Here is a 17,068-nt window from a genome sequence, read left to right as displayed (position 1 = left end):
AAACGACGAAACCCCCTTACGGGGGTTCGCCACACACTGAGCCAAATCAACAGCAAAGCCAGGCCCGGCTCGCTGTCACTGATGAAGCCGAAGTAACCACTCCGCCTTCTGTACTGCACTACTTCTTCACTCACATGAAGGGATTTACCTGTGACAGGTACATCTCAGGGTAACGCACTCCCTGAACCAGCTTCAACACTTCCACACAACACAATCCTCGACCGCTCACCATCAACGCGCCACGCCCCAGTCTCCGACACCGAATGGGCTCACGCCGTACAACAAGCCACCGAAAACGTCACCCGCATCGAAACACTCAACCGAACCAGCAACCAACGCGGAAACTCCTGGTCCCTCCCCATCCCCGACGGCACCTACAGCCGTACCCCCACCTGGACCAGCCGCACACACTGGCAACACCAAGTCCGCACACTCCTCAACTCCCCCACCGGCACGAGACTCTGCACAACCCACACCATCAGCACCGAAGCCGTCTTCGCCGTCGCCGTCATCCATGCCTCCCTCGCCGAAAGCGCAACTGGACGATCAGTGACCGCCTCACGCGAGACCATCGCCCGCCGTGCAGGAGTGAGCGCCTCCACCGTCAAACGCGCCCGACGAGTCCTCACAGCCCTAGGAGTCGCAGTGGAACTCGTTCGCGGTCGCTACCTCAGCCGCCTGGAAGCGATGGCTGCAGAATCGCACCACGGCCGTCACCAATTCCGCGCAGCATCGACATGGGCGCTCACCACACCTCGCTCCGTAGTCACGACCGTCACCCCTCGCTTCACGAAGCCCCGGATTCCCTCGCGCGCCACACTGCGCACCGCCGCATACAGATCCAGAACCACCACACGGAACCATCCACAATCCGGCACCCGTGACCCCCTATCCCCCTCCGGGGGATTTGCACTTAAAGCTCTTGCTTTCAAGATCTCACCAACGCGCGCACCAACACGCGTGGGCAAGACAACACACCAACCAACAACCACACCCCGACCCATCCACCTCCAACGCGCAGCAGCCGAACTCATCGCCCACGCACCAGCACTGACACCCGCCAGTCACATCGGAATGATCTGCCATACGCTCCAACAAAGCGGAATCGACACCACCCGCTGGACCGGACGAGACATCGCACACCAACTCACCACAGACACCCAACAACGAGGCTGGACCTGGCCCAACCACATCCCACAACCGACTGCATTCCTACGCTGGCGACTAACCCACATCGACTGGGCCACAACCACCCCCACCGAGCGGAACGACGAACACAATCGCACTCGACGCGCGGAACAGCTCACTCGTCACGCTGACTTGCGCGCGCGAGACGAACGCAGCGCCTCAGAAGCGACCCGAACGGAAATACTCCAGACATTCCGGAATGTCTGTACCACCGTGGCCGATCGACGCGTGCATGATGGCTCGCACCCGTCCAATCGACCGTGACATCTCTTCCAAATGGAAGGAACGCCATATGGGCCACACGACGACCTGCACCAACCGAATGCAGTTCCACTGCAATACGTTGCATGTATCGGCGTCGTTGACATCCAAACGACGAAGGCGCGAGGTGGAGGTTCATCCACTGCTCGCGCCAACGCACCAATCCGGACTTCGGGATTACCGGCGCAGATCCGTCAACTCCACGTCCGACTCGTCTTGCACACCTAAGCCTTAGCGGCTGAGCTCAACTCAGCTTGAAATCAGTGCATACGCATAACGCTAAGAGGCGATCGTCTGACCGGTATCAAAGTTGTACTAAATCCACCCGCGCTCGAAATCGACTTGTACGAGTCTGCTGTTTCCGACGACTTCGTGTTCATCGCTGGTTGGGAACCCGAGGCGACCCCCCTCATAGCCTTCCTGTCCATACCGATTGAAGATCGCACCATGGATCATATGAGCACGTCCAACCGGAAATCCGAAGTAGATATTGCCGTGCTCGAAGCGCTTGAACCGTCCCTGACCGTTGGGAGTTCCAACCTCACCACTTGTCGGCCAGCCCATCACGCCACCGGGGCCGGGAGTGCCGCGGCCCAGAATCTCGTATTTGTTGAAAATCGCTCCGAAGACTTCCCATGCGCCTGTTTCCGGTCTCCAGTACATGCTCCCGTTGAGGAAGTTCTGTTCGCGATGAGTGTACGAAGCGCTTGGATAGCGGATGATCTCCGGACTGTCGCACCGCCCCAGTGGGCCGTTGCCCCCGTTGATCTGGTTGTATCGAACGCCGAAAGCACCCGTGATCGTGCAGTCCGCAAGGTATGTCGCTGACCCATTTTCGTAGACATAACCACCCTGCACGTACTTTTCGCGGGCTATGCCAAAGAACGGGCCGTTGCCTTGGATCGGGCCAGTCCAATCCGACGAGAACCACGGCAGGTTTAGGTTCATGCAGAGGGAGGTTCGTCGCATCCCGAAACAATCATCGTAGACCGCCTGGTAGCGTGCCGAGAATTTTGAGGACGGCTGGTTTCCGGTTTCTGTCACAATGACCGTTCCCAACTCGGCCATGTACGACGGCGTGTCTGAGATTCGCTGGGGGAAGCCAATACCGATGTCGAAGCCGGATCGATTACATGGATCGCTGGCGTCGAACCCATCAAAATAGGCTTCGATGTCGTCGTCGTCTTTGGTCGCACTGGCGGCGGCCCAAAAAATCACTTCGTCATTGTTGGCCACGCCACGCGCCGCCCAGAAGTTGTCGTCGGTACCACTTGGGCACAGTGGATGAGAATTTCCGCCAGCAATCGTGCCGTTGTAGAGCGTAAATTCGAGCTCCATGCCCCACGCCATGTGCAAATTGGTGGGTTTGTTCGTGGTGCCGTTCCACGAGTACTGCTGATTAAATACTTTCTGTCCGGACCCATCTGTGTACGCCCTACTGACGACTTTGCTGGGCGCATATTCGCCTGTTGCCCGGGGATAGTTGGATTCGCGAGTGGCCACCCCGGTTCGCTGTTCTTGCGACGTCGATTTGCCGGGCCACAGACGTGAGTCCTCGACATCGAGGATGGTGCCCAGCGCGACCCTCTTCTGATCGTCGTCGAGATAGAAGATCGCAGACCTATAACTGGATCCGAAGTCTCGGCCCTGGTAGTTCAGTGTCGTCGGATCGTGAATCTGGAAGAAAAACTCCAACAACGCCCGAAAGTCCGTTCGCGCAGGGTCATAGACGATCTCGACGGCCTCCGCGTGACCCGGATGGTTGCGATAGGTCGGCCGATCATTTTGCCCTCCGGTATAGCCAACTCGCGTCGAGAGCACTCCAGGCTGYTGGCGGATCAGGTCCTCCATACCCCAGAAACACCCGCCTGCCAGTATCGCCCTACGGGTGTCAGTCATTCCGCCCCCTCACAATGAGCCATATGTATACGCAGCATTCCCCCTCGACGCTACCTGTCGAGATTCAGACAATTCCCGGCACCCAACGGCTCATTCATGATTCGTGCACGGCCTTCTCTGGTCGTCGTCTCTCTGAATCGCAGGGCTTGTCGGTACAAACCAAAAACTGGCTGAGCGTCCTCCTGCGGGTTTGGGTGTGCGTTTTGACCATCGTCATACCGGACACCACGAGGCGCGCCCGGACGCCGCCAGCGGCACCGATAGGTGGCAGCAATCCGTGTTGAAGAAGCCAGAAGTGTTGGAGATCAACGATTTACGGAAGATGTCACATACAGGACCAAATGCCCCACAATTTAAGGCTCCGTCAAAAGTACTAACTTTCACACACGGAAACCCACCCACCTGCATCTTAAACAAATCAGACCGGTCTGTTACCAAATTGATATGAATGATTCCTGTGAAACTGATGAGTAACTCTTTACGGTAAGCAGCGTTCGGGGTTCACAGTCATTTCGCAGGAGATTCCCAGCATTCTCAGTTTGGGTTGATGCGATTTCTTCGGTGTTGGAAGGTTTTGCGTGCCTGACATTCTCGTTACTCCTGTTGCCTCTGCCGTATTTGTGAAGAATCTGACCGGCTCGTCCCAAACCGGTTCGTGGGGCGTGGGTGGCACTGATCTGGGGTTTCCTGTGCGTTTGCGGGACGGTCGCTTCGGGTTCTTCTTCGGCGACACCTTCGAGTCCCTTGCCCCTGGTGGGCCGGGGTGGCGCAGCCCGGTGATGTTGCGTTCCACGACAACAAATCTCGATCAAGGGATCGTGTTCAACTCAGCTGCCGGCGGCGGATACGCGAAGGAGATCCTGCCGAACGCACACGACACCCGGCAGCTGCCGAGCATCGAAGCTCCCGGCACGGAGTTCACGGTCATCCCCGGCGATGCACTCACGATCGGAACACGCACGTACCTGTCGGTGATGAGCGTGCACGCTTGGGACTCTGAGGACTGGAAAACGAACTTCACCTACCTCGCTTACTCCGACGACGCGGGAGAGAATTGGGCTCTCTCGCAGGCACGTTGGGACAATCATCCCGGCGCCTTGGATCAGTGCTGGACGATGGAACGACACGGCGGATACGTCTACGTCATCTCCACCGCGTTCGGACGTAACAAGCCCGCGGGCATGATCCTGCGACGAGTCCCGGAAGCGCAGATCCTCACCCCCGCCGCCTACCAAGGGTGGGGGTGGACCGAGCAGACCGGCTGGGCCTGGGGCAATGCCCCGACACCGATCATTCCCGGTCGGATCGGCGAGATGTGTGTCCGCTACGTCCAGGGCACCTGGGTCCTCGCATATTTCGATCCGGAGGCTTATGCGATCGTCACCCGTACTGCGGCCCGCATCGACGGCCTCTGGTCCGAACCCACAGTTCAGGTCAAGGGCGGCGACTGGGGAGCAAATGACGGGACGTACGGCCAGATCTACGGCGGCTACATCCATCCCGCCTCCACCCTGGACAATCTGCATTTGATTGTCTCGCAATGGAATACGTCTACCGGTACTCCGTATCATGCGATGCAGTTCAAAACTTCCGTCACCCCTGCCGGCCCTGTGTACACCGTCGGCGGCGCAATCGGCGCCCGCTACACACAACTTGGCGCGGAAACGTCCCCTCTCGGCGCACCGACCGGCGACGAACAGGCGCTGGCGAACGGGCGGGTGCAGGATTTCGAGCACGGCCGCATCTACTGGAGCGCCGCAACCGGAGCGTGGGAAACGTACGGGCTGATCGCGCAGAAGTACCTCGACTTCGGCGGACCCACCAGCCCCCTGGGGTGGCCCACCAGCGGAGAACTCGGCACCCCCAACGGAATCGGCCGCTTCAACCGCTTCGCCGAAGGCAACATCTACTTCAATCCACAAGCCGGAACCCACTGCGTCTATGGCACCATCTTCACCGAATACGGCCGCCACGGCTACGAAGGCGGACGGTTCGGATTCCCCACCTCCGACGAATATGCCACTCCCGACGGACGCCGCAATGATTTTCAGGGCGGCTGGATCAAATGGGTTGCGGCGACAGGGCACACCGTCACCTCATAGCTACAGCCAGTCCTCAAACTTTCCACCTTCGTTCGAGTTCAATCTTTCCGCACGAAAAATCGAAAGGACAATCATGCTGTTCAAAAGAAAACTACTTTCACGCACTCGATACAAAAACCGGAAGAGGACCCTATTGGCAGCCGGTGCGTTATCGATTGTGTCGTCTCTGATTGTACCGACCGCGGCGCAAGCTGATGAGTTTCACGGGTACTGGATTGGCGGTAAGATTCTCGAAGAGTACATTCAGATTGGAGGTTTTCCCGTTGTCGGGAATGCTACCAATGTAGAGTTGCCCGCTGCCCGGGACGGTCGCTGGCAGCCGTTCGTCAACAATAATACGATCTATTGGCATCCCTTGGTAACCGGAGGCCATGCCAACCAGGTGGGTGGCGCAATCCTCGACAAATGGAACGATTACAGTCGAGAGAACGGCGATCTGCGCTATCCCACGACTCGTGAAACAAACACCCCTACCAAGCCAGGAAAATTCAACCACTTCGAAGGTGGCTCTATCTACTGGTCCCAAGCGTATGGTGCGCATGCCGTCTGGGGTCTTATACGAGACAAATGGGCTGGGCTTGGATGGGAGAATAGTCCTCTAGGATTTCCCGTCACTGACGAATATGTCACGACCGGAAACGGGCGAGGTCAACAGTTTCAAAGTGGGTGGATCTATTGGCACCCAGATACCGGCGCTCGCGTAGTGCTACAAGACATTGGTACCCAATGGGGCGCAGCTAACTGGGAAAATGGCAAGTACGGATATCCCATAGAAGATACACAAAATGTCGGATGTGGACAGACTGCTCAAAAGTTCCAAGGTGGCGCTTTAGTCTCAAATATTGGAACATACACACCGGGATACAGTTCCGTCGATAACGGAAATGAAATAGCCTACAGTGCGACCTTTGGTGATCCGAATTCGGCCACTGCATGGTCGGTAGCCGTCAACAAATGGAACGCACTAGGCTTGGTCAATGTCCATCCATCTGGCACATTCGGATATGACGTAACCGTCAACGACGTAAACCTCAGCGAGGTCGATTACAGTGGACGCTACAATTATCGCGGGCCACTGGCCGATCAAATCGTGCTGAACAAGCATTACACCGACAGTTACACCCCCGAAGATCGCGGCGCGGTGATGACCCATGAACTTGGCCACGCAATGGGATTGAGTCACTCATGCGACTCGCAGATCATGGGCCCCACGGACGATGATCGCACCACCACAAATATCGAGAGCCTTGACCAGGCTGTATACCGTCATCTATGGAGCTGAGAATGAGCGCAAAAAGTCTGAACATACGAAAATTCGCTCCTGTCGGAGGTGGAATAGCGACACTGACCATAGCCGTCCTCTTGTCCGGCTGCTCGTTAAGCGAAGATCCTTCTGTTAGCTCAACACCAAGCCCGGCGACCTACGAAACCAGCTATGCACATTCCAGCAGCGTCATTGACAGAGAAAATTTAGCTGAAGTGGCAGGATTCGCATCCGACATATTCTTCGCCGATATAGAGGAAAATCTCGGATCAACCGAAAAGCGGGGAGTCCTGGAGACGCAATTCAGTGGGACTGTCACCGAGACCCTCAAGGGTGGAGCCTCCGGAAAAGTTAAAATCAACCAGACCGGAGGACTAAAAGATGGGGTCGTCTCAGTAGAAGAGGGAAGCGCGCTTCTGACTCCAGGCGTGACATATCTGATCGCCGCACGCTACTCAGCGACGGAAGAATGGTATACGGCAATCCCTATCACCGGAGACGTTCCAGTGTCTGGCGACAACAGTCGATCCCGTGGAGCAGAGGGTCGTGACTCTCAGAATCAGGACAGTGTTCGAACTGCCATGCAGGATGCGATTGCCAACGAAATACCTTTTGCGGGCGCTGCCGGAGATCCAAGCCCACAAGGCGCAACGTCAGTACCAAGCAGCACAAGTCTGCCAACGGTCACGACGACTATCGCCCCTCCGCCGTCTGTCATACCCTCGGCAGAGCCGAGTGAGGGGCCTCGCCCAGGTGAAACATCGACAGCACCATCGACCACGACGAAGCCTGTCACTACGACGACTTCAGTGACACCCCCGACGACGCCGACCCAGACGCCGTAGAGGTCTCACAAAAACCAGATGATGGCAGGGTCGCGAAAGTGCCCCTGCCATCATTCGTCGCCGCTTCCAAGACGCAAGGCGTGCCACATCGCCGGATCCAATCACAGCCGATATATTTCCAATCAAGACAAGATTTTTCACGCAGGATATAATTGCCTGATGAAAACTTCCAAGAATTCAATCTTCCAAGTAGTGATAGTTGGCTGCCTTTTGGTCTGCGCATCATGTTCGAAACCGCCAGAAGATCCCGATTTCTTCACCGCCCGAACGCCGCTCCCTAGTTGCGGGGAGGCCAAAATCACGAACGCTAGCAAAGGAAACCGATTCGAATCATCTCAAATCGATTGCATGAGACAGTCACGCACTTCCGGAGGATCTGAATTTACCATGCGTTCAACAACTACAGAAGGAGACGAGATAGTCGATTACATACGTGTACTGCCCGACTCAGTTCAGGTTGAAGTAATAGTAGACAATTCACAAGATGAATATTCTAAACAAGGGTGGACTTCTTACTCATGCTCAATTCCTGAGATAACAGAGGAATCCATTACCGAATGCATGACAACAAGATAACTCGGCCTCGCACAGCTTCCAGGGACTTCGACGAATGGCTTCATCCCGGAATAGTCGACGGTGCGGAAACACGGATGCTGCGCGGCGAGGTTGTAGCCCCGATCGGAAGCTCGCCGAGCTCGATACATGGAGAATGAACCGGCAGGAGCAAGCAGATGAATGAAAGCCCCGGCAACGCCGAAAATCCCACTGCCCCAATAGGTTTAGATATCACGTGGACAATAATGGTGCTGGGATATTTTCTCCTTACCGTCGCTGCATTGGTTTCCATCTTTCGAACGCCACATGACCGCGCCGCATCCAAATTCTGGTGGTCCGCACTCGTCATCGTGATCCCCATTGTCGGAGCAGCAACCTGGTTTCTGTTCGGAGCACCTCCACTGCGACGACGCGCTCTGCCCCACTCGCTTTCGTAGGCTGCGCACCTAGCTAGATATCAAGAGGCATCGCCAGCAGCGCTCAAGTCCGAGAACCGGCTGAGAGCCTTCCTGCGGGTTTCGGTGTGCGTTTTGACCATCGTCATACCGGACGATCTCGAACGCACTCCTGCGTGCGATTCACCTGGGAAAATTTCGGCACGTTTCGTCCATTTTGCTGTCCGGTGAATAATCCGTTATGGCATAGTTTCTAGCGGACAGTTTGTCTGCTACAAGGCTGAACGCCGCAAATCGGGAGTGGAATGAAGATCGGCTACGCGCGAGTGAGTACGGCGGCTCAAGATTCGTCGATTCAGGTCGAGCTTCTCTCCAACGAGGGAGTCGATCGCGACCGGGTCTACGTCGATCACGGAATCAGCGGTCGACAGACCCGGCGCCCCGGACTCGACAATGCGATCAACGCCGCCCGCGAAGGCGACGTCTTCTGCGTGACCAAACTCGACCGCCTCTCCCGATCGGCGAAAGATCTCCACGAGACGGTCGGGCGCCTTGCAGCCAAGGGCGTTGCGTTGTCGATCGACGGGAAGATCTACGACCCGGCAGATCCGATGGGCAAGATGTTCATCGGTGTCCTTGGGCTGATGGCCGAATTCGAGTCAGACCTGATCCGGAGCCGGACCAGGGACGCCGTTGCGGCAGCTGCTGCAGCCGGCAAAATGAAAGGTCGTCAGCACAAGCTCACACCGGAAGAGCGCGCATACCTGCTGCAAACCTATGAGACTGGCCAGTTCAATATCGAAACACTTTGTAGGAATACAGGTTTGAAGCGTTCGGCGCTATACGCGAATATCGAGTTGGCACGCACCGAGCGGGACGCTGAAAGACTCCTGGCACTCTGATCTCGCGCAGTCGGGCGATCCGCCAAGTTTACGGCCGACCGCGTCCATCGAGCGCCCCATGCCAACTACTTCCGTGAAAAACCTGCCAACTAATTCCGAGAGTCACACCAGAACCTCGCATGAGCAAATCAATCGAACGACCGAAAACGGTTTACTCGCCCGTTTCGGTCGATTTGTTTTTGGATGAGTTCCGGTCGACAGTTTCGCGTGTCCGCCCGACCGCGCCGATTCGGGTCGATTCGTGGGCCGAATACGAATGTTTACGGCAGCGTTTGGGTGGCCGTGGTGCTGTCCGGATAGGCCTGATCAGCGAGTCGATCTGCAGACGCCGTATCTGAGGCATACGTGTGGAGTTGTTCGTGTTCTGTGATCGCTCCATGACGTCGTGGATAAGGAAACTTGCAGCGGCGCAGCGCGCGTCGAACCGCCGTCTACAGCCTGATGCCGGCAACGACCCCGCTTTCGAAAGCAACCCATACGACGCCGTCACCATCGAGAGCCAGGCCGTGCGGTTCCTCTCCGATGCCTGAGAGATCGAACTCGGCGAGGTCGCCCTCCGCCGTGATTCTGCCCAGCCTGTTCGTTCCCCATTCTGTGAACCAGCACCCGGTGTCGTCGGCGATCACCGCGTGCGGCCGGCTGTCGGGCGCGAGGGCGAAGTCGCTGACGTGCAGATCGTCGTCGATCCGAAGGATGCTTCCTCGAGCGATGTCGGCGGACCAGACATGCTCCCCTGCTGCCGCGATGCCGACTGGGGCTGCGCCGTCGGGCAGCGTGATGAGTTCGGTATCGCCTGCGGCATCCCTTCGCGCGAGCGCCCCGCGTTGGTTGAGCGAAACCCAGACGGAACCGTCGCGATGGGCGGTGGCCATTGCCGGGTATGCGCCATCCAGTGGGACGGCGAGTTCGCTGCGGATTCCGTCTCGACTGACCACGGCGAGCTTATTGCCCTGCGTGAGCGTCACCAACGCACCGGGGCCGTCAGCCGCGATGCCGTAAGGCCCACCTGGAACGTCGATGAAGTTCAGCCGATCATCGCTCGTGATGATGGCGATCCGATCTGCGCCGGTGACCGCGCACCAGGTCGCTTCGGAGGTCACGGTGAGCTGTCCGGGCCGCTCACCGATGGTGAACCGGCGCTCGCGCCCGTCCGGGGACCGCCGCACGAGCTCTCCGGTATTGACGAGCGTGACCCACATGTCCCCGCCGGGCCCGAAGGCAACGGCGTATGGACCGGCCATTCCATAGTCGAGCACCGCAACGCTGTGTGCAGCGATGGGCTCAGTCGTGTCAGTCACGTGTTCATCCGCCTTTCATCGTCGATGGCCGTGAGCTCAGCGGGAGTCCCGGCCATGATCGTCGCCGCGTGCTCTGTGATGAGTTCGATCGGCCAGTCCCACCAGCGACTGGACATCAGCCGCTGAACACCTTCAGGGGCGAACCGGACCCGGATCCGCCGTGCGGGGTTGCCTGCGACGACTGCGTATGGTTCGACATTCCGGGTCACAACGCTGTGCGCGCCGATGATCGCGCCGTCACCGATGGAGATGCCCGGCATGATCGTGGCTTCACGGCCGATCCATACGTCGTTGCCGACGACCGTGTCCGCGGGTTGTTCGATCGCCATGAAGGTTTCGAGAGTGTTGTCCCCCCAGGTTCCGCCGAACATCGTGAACGGATACGTCGAAGGCCCGACCATCGGATGGTTTCCTCCAGGCATGAGGAACGTCACGCCTGGTCCGAGCGCGGTAAACCTCCCGATGATCAGTCGTTGCGGACCATAGAGGTACTTCACGTTCACTTCTTCGAACCGGCCCCCTGCACCCTCATCGTCATAGTAGGTATAGTCACCGGCCTCGATCAAAGGCGAATTGACATCACTCTTGAGGAAACGCACGTTCGTCAAGTCTCCCCTGGTCGAGGGGGTCACATCATCAGGCTGCGGAATCTCGAGCACACTCATCCTCCAAACGTCATCTGAATCTGGCGAGTCGGTCGCCCGCTCCTGGTCAAAGTGTTCGTAGGCGCGGAGCAGCTGCGACGCCCGCTGGATCATCGCCAGTTCTGCGTTCACGACCCGTTCCCGCCCGCGCGCACGTTTGACGATGAGTCCAGCGCGTTCGAGCACCGCGACGTGCTTCTGTACGGCCGCGAAGCTCATGTCGTAGCGACGCGCGAGCGCACTGACCGACTGCTCCTCGCGCAGCACGCGCGCAAGGATGTCGCGCCGGGTGGCGTCCCCCAGCCAGAAAGCCACGGTCCGCCTCTCTGTGGGGGGTTCATCTGAGATCAAGTCGCACCTCCCGTCCTCCGTGTTGACATGGTTCGGCTCATCGAATCGGCGGGGGCGACCTCATGGATGTGCGGCGCTGAGAAACGACAGGACCGACGGAATCAGCGCGGACGGTTTCATCATCGGCGTCGCGTGATGTGCGCCATCGACCGTCGCGTAGCTGGCTCCGATCAACGATGACAGCTCACGGGTTCCGCTTTGCATGAACGGTTCGCTCTTGCTTCCGACGAGCACGAGAGAGGGCCCCCGCAGGCCTTTCCACCGGTCGGCGGTAAAAGGTACTCCGTCCTGCAGCCCCACGCAGAGCCGCGTGTCGTAGACCGTCGTCTGGGCCATCGCGACCATGGTTCGCCATGGACCGACCATCAATCGCATCGCCCCGATCATGAAGGGGGACGCACCGAGAGCGACTCGGTTGAACTCGCGAACCGCATCAGATGCACGCCCGTCTCTGACAAGTTCCTCGAGGCGGTCTGCGAGGTCTCGAGGAACGGGTGCGCGTCGATCGTCCACGATCACGGGGGGCTCGTAGGCGATGAGTCCTACGACCTTCGCGGGTAGCGCTGCGGCTGCGTCCAACGCGAGGACCGCGCCGGATGATGCACCCAACAGGACGGCCCTACCTCCGTGCGCATCGATGAGCGCCTCGATGTCCTCGATCTCGCGAACGACACTCCAGGCGCCGGTGTCTCCACTGTTCCCGCGGCCGCGCCGATCGTAGTTCACGACGGTGTGGGTGACTGCGAGCAGAGCGCCCAGGCGACGGTTGTCCCGAAGATCGGACAACGCCTGCGCGACGAGGATGACAATCTGTCCCTGCCCGCTGCGTTCAAACGAGATCTCCGTGCCGTCCGCGGACGTGACCTGGTACAGCGAGGGATCGGGAGCGGCATTGTTTTTCGGCATTGTGGTTCCGTCCGTTTCGAGAGGTCGACTGTCTCAGCGGCGAGTCATCGTGGACACGTATCCGCCTTCACCGGGGTATACCCAGGCACCATCGAGCACGCGATCGCCACCGCTGAAGGTGCCGGTGAAGTAGGCCGGGCTTCCTTGCGCTCCCGCCCAGATGGTGAGCTTGTCGCCCTCCAGTTCGTAGACGTAGTCGAGGGTGTTGCCCATCGAGTCATAGAACCGGGAAACGACGTCAGTGCCGGCAGGTTCTCCGAAGGGACGCAGCTGACCGATGACTTCGATGCCGGTGATGGCCTGGCCGAACTGCTCGAGCTCGACGTGCTGGAGCAGGAAGAATCGTCCAGCCATCCATTCGTACCGGATGACGCCCTCAGCGCCCCCTGACACTGTCCATTCGCCGACCAGTCGGTCAAGCGCCGTGACCGCGCTGCTGGGCGTGGGCTGCTCACCGAGTCCGTAGGCGTCGATCTGCTCGGCCGTGATGTTCTCCAGCGGGTTCTCGTTCATCAGATGTCCTTTCGCGGGCGGCCCGGCGGGCAGCCTTTTCAGATACCTCGGAGCCGAACGGTGCCGATTGACATCTGTGCGGAAACTCGTTGGAAACGATTCGCCCGCGGACGGTCGGACGAAGGTCGCGGCAGCAAGATGTCAAGGTTCGCCATTTGGCTCCGAGGTATCTGTGCAACGACCTTCAAATCGACACGAGGAGCACACGGTGACCATCAACCACTCCGCACCACGCACCACGCACAGCGCGGGCAGAGCTCTGCCTCGTTCGACGCGGTCCCTTCTGCTCGCCGGTGCGTTCGCCGGGCCGCTGTTCTATCTGTCTGCCATCGTGCAGATGCTGACACGCCCGGGATTCGACCTTCGCATCCATCCACTCAGTCAGCTGTCCACCGGTGATCAGGGCTGGATCCAAATCCTCACCTTCGTCCTGGTCGGGCTCGGACTGATCTGCCTCTCGATCGGCCACCGGCGAGTCGCCGCCAGCGGCCTCGGCCGCGCCGCCATTCCAGTCCTCGTCGCGATCAGCGGGGTGGGCTTCATCGCCGCCGGCGTCTTCCCGCAGGACCCAGCGAACGGGTTCCCCCTCGGCGTGGCCGACGGCCCGGTCGCCGAGCCCACGTGGCACGCTCTCGTTCACATGGTGGCGGCAATCGTCGCGTTCACCGCGCTGGCCGTGGCAGCCATCATCGCCCTCGTGCGCGCAATCCGCGAGCGTCGTGTGGCCGCCGGTATCGGCAATGGCATCGTCGCGATCGCCCTCCTCGCCCCTGTCATCCCCGACATCGCCAGCATCCAGGTGGCGATCACCGGACTCTTCGCCTTCGGCTGGTGCACCATGACGGCCATCGCCTTGCTGAAGTCGCCGACGTACCTCGCTAGCCTGGACTCCCGCCTACCCAAGGAGACGAGAACGTGAAGTTCCTCATCCTCGGCTACACGCCGAGCAGCAGCTGGGACGCCTCAACCGCGGATGCCCCCACCGAAGATGCGCTTGCCGCATTCGCCGCATATCAGGAATTCGAAGCGGAGCTGCGTGCCAGCGGTGAGTTCGTCAGCACAGAAGGACTCGGACACCCAGCCATGTCGACGACCGTGCGCAAGACCGACGGGAGCATCGTCATAACCGACGGTCCATTCGTGGAGCTCAAAGAAGTCCTCGCGTCGTTCGCTGTCATCGACGTGTCCGGATTGGAGCGAGCGAAAGACATCGTCGCACGGATGGTTGAGATGCTCGGCGAGCCGATGGAAATACGACCCATCATGGGCGACGACTTCGCGTGACCGCCCGAACCGACGCGATCGAGGACCTGCTGCGCTCCGAGGCACCGCAGGTCCTCGGAGCTTTGGTGCGTCGCTTCGGCCACTTCGACATCGCCGAAGAAGCAGTACAGGACGCTCTCTTAACAGCAAGCCAGCAATGGCACCCAGACGCGCTCCCCGAACACCCCAGATCCTGGCTGATTCGCATCGCCTACCGCCGGATGATCGACACCCTCCGCGCCGAGTCCGCGGACCGCCGCCGCGAAGAAGAGTACGTGGCGGCCCAGCCGAACACTCCTTTCTCGCACCCACCCCTGACCGACCACGACGACAGCCTGAACCTACTGCTGCTGTGCTGTCACCCCGCCCTGTCCTTCGCGTCCCGCATCGCCCTCACACTGCGCGCGGTGGGCGGGTTGACGACCGCAGACATCGCACACGCCTACGGGGTAACCGAACAGACCATGGCCGTGCGGATCAGCCGCGCAAAGCAGCAGATCCAAAAGAGCGGTGCCCGATTCGAATTCACGGTGGACGACGACCTCTCGGGCCGCCTCTCCGCAGTGATGCGTATTCTGTATCTGATCTTCAACGAGGGATACACGGTGACCACCGGTTCAGAGCTGACCCGAACCGACCTCACCGGCGAGGCGATTCGCCTCACGCGACTCCTCCACGCGCTCGTTCCCGATGATCCCGAACCGGCAGGCCTTCTCGCGCTCATGCTGCTGATCGATTCGCGCCGCGCAACGCGCACCACGGAGAACGGTGATCTCATTCCGCTAGCCGACCAGGACCGAACGCGGTGGGACCACGCAACTATCCAAGAAGGATCGGAACTGATCCTCACCGCATGGTCGCAAGGGAACGTGGGAACGTACCGCCTACAGGCCGCCATCGCCGCCGTTCATGCATCCGCTCCTATCGCCGAGGAAACCGACTGGAAACAGATCGCTGCGCTCTACCTGGCGCTCGAACAAGTCGAGCCCAGCGGGCTCGTCATGCTCGCACGAGTCGTCGCCGTTGCCCACGCCTTCGGCCCTGCTCGCGCCACCGTCCTGCTGGAGCAACTAGATCGCGACCACCGACTTCTCCAGCATCCCCTGACCCGGCATCGCGCGCACGCGATCCGTGCACACCTCCGCGAAGCGGAAGGAGATGCCGTCGCGGCGAGAGAAGACTTCCTCGCGGCCGCGGATATGACGAAGAACGAGCCAGAGTCTCGATATCTTTCCCGAAAGGCGAACGGCGAATAAAGCGGCCCCAATAGTGCACAAGCCCTCGATACCGATAGGACACCTTGATGCCCTGGTGGTACTCGCACACTCCCGATAACTCGCCTCGGCTGGCTGACTCGGTCAGCAACCAGATGATCAGGGCATGGCCGGTCCTGCAGCAGAACCCAGAACATAGGACCGGCGTCCCGAACGATGCTGGCCATCGTGGTGCCGCCCTGCTGCGCCTCGCCGACGCATCCCGATGCACTCCAGACGGGTAGGGACGGGATTTTGGCTACGGACGCCTGTGATGACACACCGGACCCGGATCCGGAACGATCGTTCACCGCCACAATTTCGTATTACACTAATAACTATGACTGACGAAACGATCAACGATCAGCCCGTCACCGACAACATGATGGAAGAATGGGCAGACGAAGCCGAAACCGGTTACGACGTCGAAAAGTTGCGCAAACGGGGCCGGCCCACTCTCGGAGCAGGCCCCGGCGCAGTAGTGCCCGTACGAATGGACGCCGCATTGCTCGAAGCGTTGAACGCCCGCGCAGAGCAAGAACACGTCTCCCGATCCGAAGCGATCAGAGAAGCAGTGCGTGCCTGGACCCAGGTCGCGTGAAAGCCCATAAATCCGCACTCAAACACGCAATCAGCGAAGACGCCGGCATCTACGCGGCAGAGCACCACGTGTTGGTCGCCGACTTGGACGACGACAATCCTGCCCGCCAGTTCCGGCTGGGCGTCGACCCGAACGGGCGTCTCTTAGAGCTGGTTGTGCTGCGCTTCGACAGCGGAAACGAGCTACTCATACACGCCATGAAGGCCCGACCTCAGTACGTTGATCTCCTGTAATCGATCTCGTTCGCGAGCGCGACGCAGGGGAAGTCGACCTGGTCGCCGGTACGACGAGGACATCGCCATCAACGCTCGATGATCGCAGCCTCCACCGACGCAGGTGCGTTCACCTCCACCGCCCCGTGCCGAGAACTGGCGCCACCGACCATCCTCGCCACCAGTGGGGTGCACATACAAACTCGCACGACATCCCCCGCGACATTGAATATCCACCCCACCCGGAAGGTGTTCAGTCACATGACAAATGAATTACCCCAATGCCAGAGAGGTAGCGCTCGACGACAGCCGCGTTCGGCGCTGACCCCGTCAACTCTATGGCGACGGCACTGAACCCGATCCACGACTCAGTCTCGCCAACGAACCCTCCTGGCGCACGAGCACCCGAGCTCAGATGCCACGCCTGTTGTTGCTGGATTTCTATATTGCCGCGATGGACTTAGGCGGGTTGGGCCTCGCGGATGACGATCCGACGAGCGACTTCAAGGTCGCCTCAAAGGTGTTGCCCCACAAATAAATTCAAAAAACTCCTGTCAAGCAGGACACGAAATGCCGTTCCCACCTCCCGACCAGGTACGCGACGCGGGATCAATTG

General features: G+C 59.5%; 15 protein-coding genes and 1 pseudogene. 10 read left to right on the top strand and 6 right to left on the bottom strand.

Going from position 1 to position 17,068, the window contains the following annotated elements; translation table 11 throughout:
* The first annotated feature begins 150 nt into the window (after window positions 1-150).
* Window positions 151-1,452 carry a hypothetical protein gene (locus AC1DWA_RS18215; protein WP_477916885.1) on the top strand — a complete coding sequence of 434 codons (1,302 nt, stop codon included), beginning with the start codon at window positions 151-153 and terminating at the stop codon, window positions 1,450-1,452.
* 312 nt (window positions 1,453-1,764) lie between these two features.
* Here the strand turns inward: AC1DWA_RS18215 and AC1DWA_RS18210 are convergent, their stop codons facing one another.
* Both AC1DWA_RS18210 and msrA read right to left on the bottom strand, forming a co-directional pair.
* Entirely contained in the window at window positions 1,765-2,397 is a 633-nt protein-coding gene (locus tag AC1DWA_RS18210) for an LGFP repeat-containing protein (RefSeq protein ID WP_477846738.1), read from the bottom strand.
* Window positions 2,398-2,979: 582 nt separating this feature from the next.
* Window positions 2,980-3,348, bottom strand: a pseudogene (gene msrA, locus AC1DWA_RS18205) (peptide-methionine (S)-S-oxide reductase MsrA); the annotation flags it as partial.
* 578 nt (window positions 3,349-3,926) lie between these two features.
* Here msrA and AC1DWA_RS18200 point away from each other — a divergent pair.
* The 4 genes from AC1DWA_RS18200 to AC1DWA_RS18185 all read left to right on the top strand — a co-directional run bounded on the left by AC1DWA_RS18200 (window position 3,927) and on the right by AC1DWA_RS18185 (window position 9,411).
* On the top strand, window positions 3,927-5,450 hold the full coding sequence (locus AC1DWA_RS18200) for a DUF4185 domain-containing protein (protein WP_477846707.1): 1,524 nt from the start codon (window positions 3,927-3,929) through the stop codon (window positions 5,448-5,450).
* Window positions 5,451-5,523: 73 nt separating this feature from the next.
* Entirely contained in the window at window positions 5,524-6,732 is a 1,209-nt protein-coding gene (locus tag AC1DWA_RS18195) for a hypothetical protein (protein ID WP_477846706.1), read from the top strand.
* A 1,558-nt stretch (window positions 6,733-8,290) separates the two neighbouring features.
* Complete coding sequence (locus AC1DWA_RS18190; protein WP_477846705.1) at window positions 8,291-8,551, top strand: PLD nuclease N-terminal domain-containing protein; 261 nt, start codon at window positions 8,291-8,293, stop codon at window positions 8,549-8,551.
* 263 nt (window positions 8,552-8,814) lie between these two features.
* On the top strand, window positions 8,815-9,411 hold the full coding sequence (locus AC1DWA_RS18185) for a recombinase family protein (RefSeq protein ID WP_477846704.1): 597 nt from the start codon (window positions 8,815-8,817) through the stop codon (window positions 9,409-9,411).
* A 431-nt stretch (window positions 9,412-9,842) separates the two neighbouring features.
* Here AC1DWA_RS18185 and AC1DWA_RS18180 read toward each other — a convergent pair whose 3' ends face one another.
* The 4 genes from AC1DWA_RS18180 to AC1DWA_RS18165 form a co-directional block, all read right to left on the bottom strand.
* Window positions 9,843-10,709 (bottom strand): Vgb family protein, encoded by an 867-nt coding sequence (locus tag AC1DWA_RS18180; protein ID WP_477846703.1) that lies wholly within the window; start codon window positions 10,707-10,709, stop codon window positions 9,843-9,845.
* Entirely contained in the window at window positions 10,706-11,668 is a 963-nt protein-coding gene (locus tag AC1DWA_RS18175) for a helix-turn-helix domain-containing protein (protein WP_477846702.1), read from the bottom strand. The genes AC1DWA_RS18180 and AC1DWA_RS18175 overlap by 4 nt, the downstream gene beginning before the upstream one ends.
* Window positions 11,669-11,764: 96 nt before the next feature.
* Entirely contained in the window at window positions 11,765-12,610 is an 846-nt protein-coding gene (locus AC1DWA_RS18170) for an alpha/beta fold hydrolase (protein WP_477846701.1), read from the bottom strand.
* A gap of 33 nt (window positions 12,611-12,643) precedes the next feature.
* Window positions 12,644-13,123 carry a hypothetical protein gene (locus AC1DWA_RS18165; RefSeq protein WP_256520826.1) on the bottom strand — a complete coding sequence of 160 codons (480 nt, stop codon included), beginning with the start codon at window positions 13,121-13,123 and terminating at the stop codon, window positions 12,644-12,646.
* 208 nt (window positions 13,124-13,331) lie between these two features.
* On the opposite strand from AC1DWA_RS18165, the gene AC1DWA_RS18160 reads away from it, so the two are divergent.
* The 5 genes from AC1DWA_RS18160 to AC1DWA_RS18140 all read left to right on the top strand — a co-directional run bounded on the left by AC1DWA_RS18160 (window position 13,332) and on the right by AC1DWA_RS18140 (window position 16,473).
* Window positions 13,332-14,042 carry a DUF998 domain-containing protein gene (locus tag AC1DWA_RS18160; protein WP_477846700.1) on the top strand — a complete coding sequence of 237 codons (711 nt, stop codon included), beginning with the start codon at window positions 13,332-13,334 and terminating at the stop codon, window positions 14,040-14,042.
* The gene (locus tag AC1DWA_RS18155; protein ID WP_477846699.1) at window positions 14,039-14,407 is read left to right on the top strand and encodes a YciI family protein; all 369 of its coding nucleotides are present in this window, start codon (window positions 14,039-14,041) and stop codon (window positions 14,405-14,407) included. The genes AC1DWA_RS18160 and AC1DWA_RS18155 overlap by 4 nt, the downstream gene beginning before the upstream one ends.
* The gene (locus tag AC1DWA_RS18150) at window positions 14,404-15,642 is read left to right on the top strand and encodes an RNA polymerase sigma factor (RefSeq protein WP_477846698.1); all 1,239 of its coding nucleotides are present in this window, start codon (window positions 14,404-14,406) and stop codon (window positions 15,640-15,642) included. Before AC1DWA_RS18155 ends, AC1DWA_RS18150 begins: the two co-directional genes overlap by 4 nt.
* 337 nt (window positions 15,643-15,979) lie before the next feature.
* A complete protein-coding gene (locus tag AC1DWA_RS18145; protein ID WP_477846697.1) occupies window positions 15,980-16,240 on the top strand; it encodes a ribbon-helix-helix domain-containing protein in 261 nt (86 codons plus the stop codon).
* A complete protein-coding gene (locus AC1DWA_RS18140) occupies window positions 16,237-16,473 on the top strand; it encodes a toxin (RefSeq protein ID WP_477846696.1) in 237 nt (78 codons plus the stop codon). The genes AC1DWA_RS18145 and AC1DWA_RS18140 overlap by 4 nt, the downstream gene beginning before the upstream one ends.
* The last annotated feature ends 595 nt before the right edge of the window (window positions 16,474-17,068 follow it).

The sequence above is a fragment of the Rhodococcus sp. P4_F3_2 genome (genome assembly GCF_056401335.1).
Note: the sequence above shows the minus strand (reverse complement) of the source record. Positions and strands in the feature narration are given on the sequence as shown.

Excerpts from the sequence above, each read along its gene's own strand:
- AC1DWA_RS18210 (WP_477846738.1), bottom strand. The coding sequence starts at position 2,397 with ATGAACCTAAACCTGCCGTGGTTCTCGTCGGATTGGACTGGCCCGATC.
- AC1DWA_RS18195 (WP_477846706.1), top strand. The coding sequence starts at position 5,524 with ATGCTGTTCAAAAGAAAACTACTTTCACGCACTCGATACAAAAACCGG.
- AC1DWA_RS18190 (WP_477846705.1), top strand. The coding sequence starts at position 8,291 with ATGAATGAAAGCCCCGGCAACGCCGAAAATCCCACTGCCCCAATAGGT.
- AC1DWA_RS18185 (WP_477846704.1), top strand. The coding sequence starts at position 8,815 with ATGAAGATCGGCTACGCGCGAGTGAGTACGGCGGCTCAAGATTCGTCG.
- AC1DWA_RS18170 (WP_477846701.1), bottom strand. The coding sequence starts at position 12,610 with ATGCCGAAAAACAATGCCGCTCCCGATCCCTCGCTGTACCAGGTCACG.
- AC1DWA_RS18165 (WP_256520826.1), bottom strand. The coding sequence starts at position 13,123 with ATGAACGAGAACCCGCTGGAGAACATCACGGCCGAGCAGATCGACGCC.
- AC1DWA_RS18145 (WP_477846697.1), top strand. The coding sequence starts at position 15,980 with ATGACTGACGAAACGATCAACGATCAGCCCGTCACCGACAACATGATG.